This window comes from Candidatus Cloacimonadota bacterium (assembly GCA_012522635.1).
Lineage (GTDB): Bacteria > Cloacimonadota > Cloacimonadia > Cloacimonadales > Cloacimonadaceae > Syntrophosphaera.
This window is the reverse complement of sequence record JAAYKA010000050.1, coordinates 26,490-35,307: the sequence shown is the minus strand read 5'-3', so window position 1 is coordinate 35,307 and position 8,818 is coordinate 26,490. Positions and strand designations below refer to the sequence as shown.

The following is an 8,818-nucleotide window of genomic DNA, read 5'->3' as shown; positions in this document are numbered from 1 at the left end:
GTTTCGCACTGTCCCAAAATTAAATGACTGTGCGAGACAAGCTGAAAATCATTTTCTGACGTTGATTTGAGCATTTTCGTGAAGTTGACTTCTCCTCCGGAAAGCTGCCAATTGTCTGTAAGATAATATGAAATATATAGATTGCGGGCGTCGTTGGTCATTATGATATAGCCAGGATTGACCGCAGCTTGATCAAATTCTTCCGAATGTGTTTGATTTCCTGTCCAGTTATTTCTCAAGTCCGCATCTTGCACGGGCTTGATTCGATCCGATAGGCGAACTCTTGGTCCGGTTATTTTTGAGCCGTCTTGACATGCGCTCAGTGTTATCAGAAGCCAGACCGCCAGCAGAGTCAGTTTTATTGCGTTCATTTTATCAACTCCTATCTTTTTACTATGCTATGGACACAATAATGCGGATTAAGAACAAGACAAATAAAATGTGAATATTTCTTGCATAATCCCGGTAACCTGATACGCGATAAAGGCATAACATATTGTAATGAATGGTAATACGACGTTAAAAAATAGAAGCCAATCTTGGCTTGCCCCAGGTTGAAGTTGGTTTAAGCTATTATTAGAACACCAAAACATGATTTAGGAAGGAAGACAAATGCCAGAATTGCCAGAAGTGCAAACGATTATAGATGGAGTCACCAGCGAGTTAAAAGGTAAACAGATAAACGGATTGGACTGCTTTTATCCCGGCACCGTGATCAAGGATCCCGAACTGCCTGAAGAGGTTTTTCCCGCTCGTTTTATTTCATCCCGACGCCGGGGTAAATACATTATTCTGAATTTGAGTGGAGGCCTGAGTGTGATTGTGCATCTGCGCATGACGGGAAAACTGGTTGTTGCCGATTCTCAGGAAGGTCCAGCGCAGCATGAACGCGCCTGCTTCATGCTTTCCGGAACCCAAAAACTTCGTTTTATAGACATCCGCACCTTTGGCAAAATCGTGCTTTGCAAAACCAAAAACGTGGATAACTTCATGCCCGGATTAGGGATGGAACCCTTGGCAAACGAGTTTGATGGTCAATATCTGCAGCAGATTCTAAAAGGACGCCGGGCACCCATCAAAACTCTTATGTTGGATCAAAAACTTATCGCCGGGTTGGGCAATATCTATGTTTGCGAAATCCTCTATCGGGCAAAGATAAATCCAACTGTTCCTGGTGGACAGCTTTCCCTTTCAGAATTAAAAACCCTTGCCAAACAAACCAAGCTGGTGCTCAAGGAAGCCATTGCAAAGAATGGCACTTCCATCTCTGATTTCCGCAATGTGGATGATAAAACAGGCGAATTTCAGAACTTCCTGCGCGTCTATCAAAAAGAAGCATGCCCCAAGGCTCACAAGGTTGCCAAAATCAAACAAGCGGGGCGCAGCACATATTATTGTCCCGTTTGCCAGGGGTGAATTTCCGCGATTTTTCGCAGATTGCTTCCGTATTTTTTGGCTAAAATTTGGTTCTTCCTGCCTTGCCGCCTTATGTGTCCCTTATGTTTGTAAAGACAATTATAAGCCACACAAAGAGTTAGGGCTTTTGCTGATGTTTGTTCAGCAAACTCGTTCAGATAAAGTCTGAATATCGCAAGTTCCGCTTGTCTTTCACCGCAAAAAGCTTTATAATGTTAACGTAGAATAAACTTAACCATGAATTTAGGAGACGAAAAAATGATAAGCAAAACACTTGAAAAGGCTATCAATAAACAGATTAACGAAGAACTGTTTTCCGCCTATCTCTATACCTCAATGCAGGCTTGGTTCGCAGATGAGAACCTGGACGGCATGGCAAACTGGATGAAATCCCAAAGCCAGGAAGAACACTATCATGCCATGAAATTCTTTAACTATCTCATCGAACGCGGTGGGAAAGTGGAATTGGAAGCCATCGCCAAGCCGGAAATTGATTTTGACAATCCTCTCAAAGCTTTCCAAGCCGCCTTGGAACACGAACGCCATATCACCAAGTGCATCAACGACATGATGGATTTGGCGATTGCCGAAAACGACCACGCCAGCAAAATCTTCCTGCAGTGGTATGTGGAAGAGCAGGTTGAGGAAGAAGACAGCGTGGACGGCATTGTGCAGCGTCTCGCCATGTTGGGAGACCACATGCACGGTCTTTTTATGTTGGATCGCGAACTTTCCAGCCGCACTTTTGAATGGCCGGAAGAAGAAGATTAAACTGTAAATCAGCTTAAAAAAACCCCTTGAGCGGGACCCTCCGATTATGATGGTCCCGCTTTTTCATCCAACGGCAACAGAATGAATTGACAAATAACTCCAGCGGAGACAAAGTGGTTTTATGAAACAAAAAGCAAGACTTGTTCTGGGCGGTGGCGCGGCTTTTGGCTTCGCCCACATTGGCGTTCTCGATGTCCTGCAAAGCGAATTTGAGATTACGGGCATAGTTGGAACCTCCATGGGCGCGATTATTGGCGGTCTCTATGCGCAGGGAAAGACTCCGCAGGAGATTTTGGAACTGGCGCGGGAAAGTGGCTCCAGTCTCATTTTCAATCCGAAGCAGATTCTCAATCGTCCTCTTAAGCTTTCGCTGGATTTGATTAAGGGCATGCACAACAAGAAGAAAGTGATGGAGCTACTGGGCGGCCTGATTGGTCCGGCGCAGGTGGAAGAATTGCCGCTTCCATTTGTGGCTGTTGCCTACGATCTTGTCTCCAGCCAGACTGTCTTGATTGACAAAGGTTCCCTTGCAGGTGCGATGAGGGCTTCATCCTCTTTGCCGCTGCTGTTTGCACCGCATGATATGGGCGGTCATCTTTTTGTGGATGGAGGCGTGGAACATCCTCTCCCGCTTGCTTTTGCGGATGCTGTGCCGGGAAATCTCACCATCGCGGTGAACGTGCTTACTCCGGTTTCACCCCAAGCACGGCGTTTCACCAATCTGGACACGGAAGTTGAGGAAATGCGGGCTCCCGAGGTGGCAATCCAATCCCTGATGCAAAACCAGGGTTTTTTGGCCATCCAAGCATCGCTGCAATATCCGCCTGATTTACTGATTGACGCGTATCTTCCAGGCAAAAACATGTTTGACCTTTTGGATGTTGAAGAGTTTTTTGAGCATGGTCAGAAAGCCGCGCGGGCGAGCCTGGAAGCTTTTGCTCAGCATAGGCTAAACCGCAAGGGCGCAGCCAAATATCTAAGCTTCTTTTCCCACTTTAAAAAATCAAGGCGCCCGGATCAAAAAAAAGATTGACAGTAAACACAAACCTAAATTAAAAGTATTCCAGTAAAAGTTCATCGGGAGGATTGATGAGTCACAAACAAGATAAAGGTCCATCAGCAGGCTTGTTTCAAGGTTTGGACAAGCTTGTGGTCGAAAGTTTCATCAGCGATCTTAACACGCTGGCGCTCAGAAAAGATGGGGTTAAAAATATCGATTATGCCACCGAGGAGAAGATTTATTACATCGCCAATGGCAGCGTGACGCTTACACCTGATCCAGGCTCAGAACCTGAAGCGCCGCATACCGTTCAGGCGGGTGAGTTTTTTGGAGAAAGCATCCTGCGTAATATCAGCACCGGTTCCGCCAGCGTTAAAGCATTGGAAAAGACGGAACTGATTGAGATTCCCCGGGATAAATTCATTCAATTCAGTTTTTCACATCCCTTGGCGCTGATAAACGTGATTCGCATCCTGCAAGGCAAGCCACAGGAGGGTAATCACGAGTTTTCAGACCTCATGGGCGACATGATTCAAAACAGCCGGCTCAGCGCCATTGGCATGACTGCCAGCAAGATTATCCACGATATCAAAACTCCGCTCACGGTAATCTCGCTCACGGCGCAGTTGGTGGAATCGTTGTTTCCGGATTCTTCGGAATTTGCCAAAAGCATCGTGCAGCAAACCAAGCTGATAGATGCCCTGGTGCGTGAATTGATGGACTATGTGAAGGGTTCGCCAAACGAAATTATCCCCCGCCAAGTGGATATGCACTCTTTTCTTCATGATATAGCAGAGGCTTACGGCGCCTCGCTCAAAGGGCGCAACATCAGCTTAAAGCTGGAAAATCGCTGCGACCAGACTGTTTATTTTGACGTCGAACGCGTGCGCCGGGTGCTGATGAATCTGCTGCGAAACAGCTCGGAGGCGATTGAGGATTCCGGGGAAATCCACATCTGCGCTTCCTTGTCCTCAAACTGGCTCCAGATTCGAATTACAGACAACGGCCCCGGCATCCCGGAAAGCATTGCCGACCAGCTCTTTAGCCCCTTTTTCACCTATAATAAATCCAATGGAACCGGTTTAGGCCTGCCCATCTGTCAAAAATTGATAAAAGAGCATGGCGGCCGCATCGAATATAGCCCCATTGAGCCACATGGCGCCAGGTTCGACATCCGTATCCCGCAGGTGATGGCATGATGTTTACTGTAATTTTATGCCCTTTTTGGCTCAAAAAAGCTGAAAACCCATCTCCCATCTGCTTCCATCTTGATTCCAGCCGCAGATCCAGTTGATGGTTCTTCCCCACCCTCCCGATTCGGCAACGGGCATCCGCAAAGGGGAAGACGAACAACGCTTGGGCTGGAATCAAGAGTGAAGCGGGGTGGAATCCAATAAGCAACATCAATAAACCATTTATTTGAACAAGCCGAGAGCAAGAAATTATGAGCTGTTGCAAAAAAAGCCTTGTCAAAAAGAGGGGTTTGTTTTTACTGGTTTGAAAGAAAGATTTTGGACGGTGAAAAAATGTCAAGAATATGCGATATATGTGGAAAACAAGCCCAGGTTGGCAATCATCGCAGCCACGCGTTGAATGCCACGAAGAGGCGTTTTTATCCGAATTTGCAGCAAATCCGTGCCTACGTTGGCAACGATATCAAACGAGTTAGAGTCTGCACTTCCTGCCTTAAAGCGAATAAAGTTCGCAAGGTTGTTTGAACCCAAAAACGTCTGAGCCTGAGCGGTTTAGCCGGGCGGGCGTTTGAAACAAATTCGGGAATATGGCGCCAGCCTGTTCCCTTTTTTCTTTTGGGACTTTAAACGGAGAAAAGATGGACATAGATATCCTAAACAGCCGCGTGGCAGAGAGTTCGGCGGTTTTGGGCGCCTTGCGCGAGCAAATCGGCAGAGTCATTGTCGGTCAGGAAGCCATTATAGACCGGCTTTTGATTGGCCTTTTGGCAAACGGACACGTGCTCATTGAAGGCGTGCCGGGGCTTGCCAAGACTCTTATTCTCAGCACTTTAGCCCAAACTTTTGACGCCAGCTACAAGCGCATCCAATTCACGCCGGACCTGCTACCCGCGGATATCACCGGTACTTTGATATACAACCAGAAAACGGGGGAATTCGTTCCTAAAAAAGGGCCCGTTTTCGCGAATTTCATCCTGGCGGACGAGATTAACCGCGCTCCCTCAAAGGTGCAATCCGCGCTTTTGGAAGCGATGCAGGAGCGTCAGGTTACGATTGGCGACACCAGTTGGCCATTGCCGCGCCCGTTTTTTGTGATGGCGACGCAAAACCCGATCGAACAAGAAGGAACCTATCCGCTTCCCGAGGCTCAGATTGACCGTTTTCTGATGAAATTGAGGATTAAATATCCCAGTTTTGAGGAAGAGCGGCAGATTTTGGACCGCATGACGGTGGAACGCGAGCTGAGGGTCGATCCAGTTTTAAAACCGCAGGATTTGGATGCCATGCGAGATGTGATTGCCGACCTCTATATGGAGGAAAAGCTGGCGGATTATATTCTGCATCTAATCCAAGCCACCAGGCATCCACAGCGCTATCCGCGTGTTTCCGCCATGCACGGTCTCATCCGCTATGGCGCTTCTCCGCGCGCGACGATTTATCTGGCTCGCACCGCCAAGGCTCATGCCTATTTGCAGGGACGTGGTTACGTGATTCCGGATGACATCAAAGCCGTTGGCCGCGACGTTTTGAGGCATCGCATCATCCTTTCCTATGAAGCCGAGGCCGAACAGGTGAGCCCTGAGGAAATCGTGACCCGGATTTTTGAAGAGATTGAAGTTCCTTAAAAAGGAGAATTGATGCCAGCCCGCACTCCAGCGGAGATTCTGGCCAGGGTCCAGCGCATCGAGATCCTGGCAAAGGCAAAGGTGAGCGAAGCTTTCAGTGGAGAATACAGGTCCAGCTTCAAAGGTCAGGGCTTGGAATTTGCGGAGGTGCGGGAATATCAAAGTGGGGACAACTATCGGGACATCGATTGGAATGTGAGCGCGAGGCTGGGCGTTCCCTACATCAAAAAATATCAGGAAACCCGCGAACTGAACGTCTTTTTCATTGTCGATGTCTCCGCCAGTCAAGATTTTGGCACCAGAGGCGAATCAAAAAAAGAGCGGGTGGCGGAAGTGATTGCCCTGCTTTCGTTTTCAGCGCTCACAACCGGGGACAAAGTTGGTCTCATCCTGTTTTCAGACCGGTTGGAAAAATATCTGCCCGCGCGCAAAGGCCGCAACAAGGCGCTTCAAATCCTCAGAGACGTGCTCTATCATGAACCCCGTGGCCGCGGGACTTCCTTGCATGAGGCGTTCAATTTTGCCAATCGCATTCTGAAAAAACGTTCGGTGGTTTTTGTGCTGTCAGATATGATGGATTCCGGCTGGCAAAAATCCCTGCGCCTATTGGCTCAAAAGCATGATGTGGTTGTGATTCAAAACCTTGACGACGTGGAGTTGGAATTACCCCAGGCAGGTGTGTTGCATCTCGGTGACCCCGAAACCGGGGAAAGCTTATATTTGAACAGCTCCAACCCAACCATCCGCAAAGCTTATGAAGCCCGGGTTAAAAAGGTGCAACAGGATTTGGAGAAGGAACTTAAGTCCTTGAAAGCAGAGCATATACTCATCCGAAACAAGGATTCCCAGGTGCGTGCTTTGCGAAACTTTTTTGAAGCCCGTAAAAGGGAGCGGAGATTGCGCGCGTGAAAAGGGTGTTTTTAGCGCTGATTCTTTGCTGGATCACGGTTTTGAGCGCGCAGAGCCTCAGCCAGACCCTGGTGGGGGCGGATGATTTGAGTGTTGGAGACCGTTTTAAGCTGGAACTGCGTGCTTCCGAAGACCTCAGAAGCGTGGCTGTGCCTGACACAATGCAGAATTTTCGGGTTTTGAAATGGGAGCTGAAGAAAGAAACCAATCAGCCAGACTGGATAAATATGACAATCGTGCCCCTGCTTCCGGGGTCACAAAGCTTTCCCAGTTTGGAGGTTTTTCCCGTAAATCTGACCACGCCAACGATGCAGACAGACCGTTTTCGCCTTAATATTGTTGCAGTTCGCGATCCGGCTGACACCCTGTTGGTGGACCTTAAACCTTTGGAAAAGTATCCTTTACAGCTTCCCTGGTGGTTGTATTGGGGTTTGGCTGGCTTGGCTCTGCTGGGGATTGCGCTGGCTTTTTTGATTAAACCTAAAACCGCCCCAATCGAAAAACCTGAGCAGCAGGATGTTCCAGAGACCGCGATTCCGGAACCGGCGTGGAAGATTGCGCTGACGAAGCTGGACGCACTCATCGCGGAGGAATTGATGTTGCGGGGAGAGCAAAAGCAGCACCACTTCCGGCTTTCAGAAATCCTGCGACAGTTTTTACAACGCAAATACCGTTTCGCGGCGATGGAGATGTCCACTTCAGAAATCCAGTGGAAAACCAGCCGGATTCATGTGGCATCAAGCTATGAGGTAATCGGATTCCTGAAATATTGCGATCAGGTTAAATTTGCCAAATATCAGCCTGAATGGGAACAGGCGGATGCCGCTCAAAACTGGCTGCGGAACTGGCTGATGGCTTTCGAAGTTGATGAAGCGCGGGAAAAGCTTTCCACAGCGGGAGGCGGTGATGTTTAGGTTTGCCCATCCTCTTTGGCTGCTGGCTTTGGTGTTGCTACCACTTTTTTGGCTTTGGCAAACACGCTGGCAACACTCGCGAAAACTGCGCCTTCCCTTCACCCGTTTGGGAATTTTGCGCCAGATTGCGGGGGAAAACCGGTTTTGGAGATATTTTTTCCCGGTGTTGCGCGTGTTGGTGCTGCTTTGCCTTATTTTGGCACTGGCTCAGCCGCAGTGGGGAACAGGCACGCGTGACATCAATAAAAGCGGAGTGGATATAGTTTTGGCGCTTGACGTGAGCGGCTCCATGCTGGCGCTGGATTTCCTGCCCAAAAATCGTTTGGAAGCCGCGGCAGATGTGGCTTTGGACTTCATTTCAAAACGCCCCAACGATCGCTTTGGATTGGTGGCTTTTTCGGAATATGCCATCACGCAAAGCCCGCTCACTTTTGACCACCAGGCTGTGCGAGAGCAGCTTCAGCAGATTTCTGTGAATCTGGAGGCGTCCGGCACAGCGATTGGGCTTGGGCTTGCCAAAGCTGTCGCGCGCCTGAAAAACAGCCAGGCGCAAAGCAAGGTGATAATCCTGATTACAGACGGCGTGAACAACACCGGCGAGATTGACCCAGAGACGGCGGCTCGCATGGCAAAAGCTTTCGACATCAGGGTTTATCCCATTGGAGTGGGCAGCGACGGGCTGGTTCGCTATCCCATGGGCGACCCTTTCGACCGCTCTTCCTATGGAATGGCTTTTGTGGAATTGGATATGGAAACCCTGCACCACGTGGCTGAAATCACCGGAACCGGCGAGGCAGCCAAGGTTGGTAACTCCCAGCAGTTGAAGCAGATAATGGACCAGATTGACGACATGGAAACCACCCCGATGGCCGCCACTTTGCGCTATATTTGGGCGGAACAATTCATGCCTCTGCTTTGGGCTGCGTTCGCTCTGCTGCTGGTGGAACTGATTGCGCGCCTGCTTGTTATGCCTATTTTACCGGAGTAGTC

10 protein-coding genes are annotated in these 8,818 nt (G+C 49.0%); 9 read left to right on the top strand and 1 reads right to left on the bottom strand.

Going from position 1 to position 8,818, the window contains the following annotated elements:
- Positions 1–371 (bottom strand): hypothetical protein (locus GX135_03160; protein NLN85091.1); only part of this gene is annotated, 371 nt, incomplete at its 3' end.
- Between the two features lie 241 nt (positions 372–612).
- Between GX135_03160 and mutM the strand changes: the two genes are divergently transcribed.
- The 9 genes from mutM (at position 613) to GX135_03115 (ending at position 8,816) form a co-directional block, all read left to right on the top strand.
- The gene (gene mutM, locus GX135_03155) at positions 613–1,416 is read left to right on the top strand and encodes a bifunctional DNA-formamidopyrimidine glycosylase/DNA-(apurinic or apyrimidinic site) lyase (protein ID NLN85090.1); all 804 of its coding nucleotides are present in this window, start codon (positions 613–615) and stop codon (positions 1,414–1,416) included.
- Positions 1,417–1,674: 258 nt separating this feature from the next.
- On the top strand, positions 1,675–2,187 hold the full coding sequence (locus GX135_03150; protein NLN85089.1) for a ferritin: 513 nt from the start codon (positions 1,675–1,677) through the stop codon (positions 2,185–2,187).
- A 121-nt stretch (positions 2,188–2,308) separates the two neighbouring features.
- Complete coding sequence (locus GX135_03145) at positions 2,309–3,220, top strand: Patatin (GenBank protein NLN85088.1); 912 nt, start codon at positions 2,309–2,311, stop codon at positions 3,218–3,220.
- A 56-nt stretch (positions 3,221–3,276) separates the two neighbouring features.
- Positions 3,277–4,386, top strand: a complete 1,110-nt coding sequence (locus GX135_03140; protein ID NLN85087.1) for a cyclic nucleotide-binding domain-containing protein — start codon at positions 3,277–3,279, stop codon at positions 4,384–4,386.
- A 327-nt stretch (positions 4,387–4,713) separates the two neighbouring features.
- Positions 4,714–4,905: a 50S ribosomal protein L28 gene (locus tag GX135_03135; protein NLN85086.1), complete on the top strand. Its 192-nt coding sequence runs from the start codon at positions 4,714–4,716 to the stop codon at positions 4,903–4,905.
- 113 nt (positions 4,906–5,018) lie between these two features.
- A complete protein-coding gene (locus GX135_03130) occupies positions 5,019–6,005 on the top strand; it encodes a MoxR family ATPase (GenBank protein NLN85085.1) in 987 nt (328 codons plus the stop codon).
- A 12-nt stretch (positions 6,006–6,017) separates the two neighbouring features.
- Positions 6,018–6,914, top strand: a complete 897-nt coding sequence (locus GX135_03125) for a DUF58 domain-containing protein (protein ID NLN85084.1) — start codon at positions 6,018–6,020, stop codon at positions 6,912–6,914.
- Entirely contained in the window at positions 6,911–7,828 is a 918-nt protein-coding gene (locus tag GX135_03120) for a hypothetical protein (GenBank protein NLN85083.1), read from the top strand. Before GX135_03125 ends, GX135_03120 begins: the two co-directional genes overlap by 4 nt.
- Positions 7,821–8,816, top strand: a complete 996-nt coding sequence (locus GX135_03115; protein ID NLN85082.1) for a VWA domain-containing protein — start codon at positions 7,821–7,823, stop codon at positions 8,814–8,816. The genes GX135_03120 and GX135_03115 overlap by 8 nt, the downstream gene beginning before the upstream one ends.
- The last annotated feature ends 2 nt before the right edge of the window (positions 8,817–8,818 follow it).

Coding starts and splice junctions, on each gene's coding strand:
- GX135_03140 (NLN85087.1), top strand. CDS start 3,277: ATGAGTCACAAACAAGATAAAGGTCCATCAGCAGGCTTGTTTCAAGGT.
- mutM (NLN85090.1), top strand. CDS start 613: ATGCCAGAATTGCCAGAAGTGCAAACGATTATAGATGGAGTCACCAGC.
- GX135_03145 (NLN85088.1), top strand. CDS start 2,309: ATGAAACAAAAAGCAAGACTTGTTCTGGGCGGTGGCGCGGCTTTTGGC.
- GX135_03150 (NLN85089.1), top strand. CDS start 1,675: ATGATAAGCAAAACACTTGAAAAGGCTATCAATAAACAGATTAACGAA.
- GX135_03125 (NLN85084.1), top strand. CDS start 6,018: ATGCCAGCCCGCACTCCAGCGGAGATTCTGGCCAGGGTCCAGCGCATC.
- GX135_03135 (NLN85086.1), top strand. CDS start 4,714: ATGTCAAGAATATGCGATATATGTGGAAAACAAGCCCAGGTTGGCAAT.
- GX135_03115 (NLN85082.1), top strand. CDS start 7,821: ATGTTTAGGTTTGCCCATCCTCTTTGGCTGCTGGCTTTGGTGTTGCTA.
- GX135_03130 (NLN85085.1), top strand. CDS start 5,019: ATGGACATAGATATCCTAAACAGCCGCGTGGCAGAGAGTTCGGCGGTT.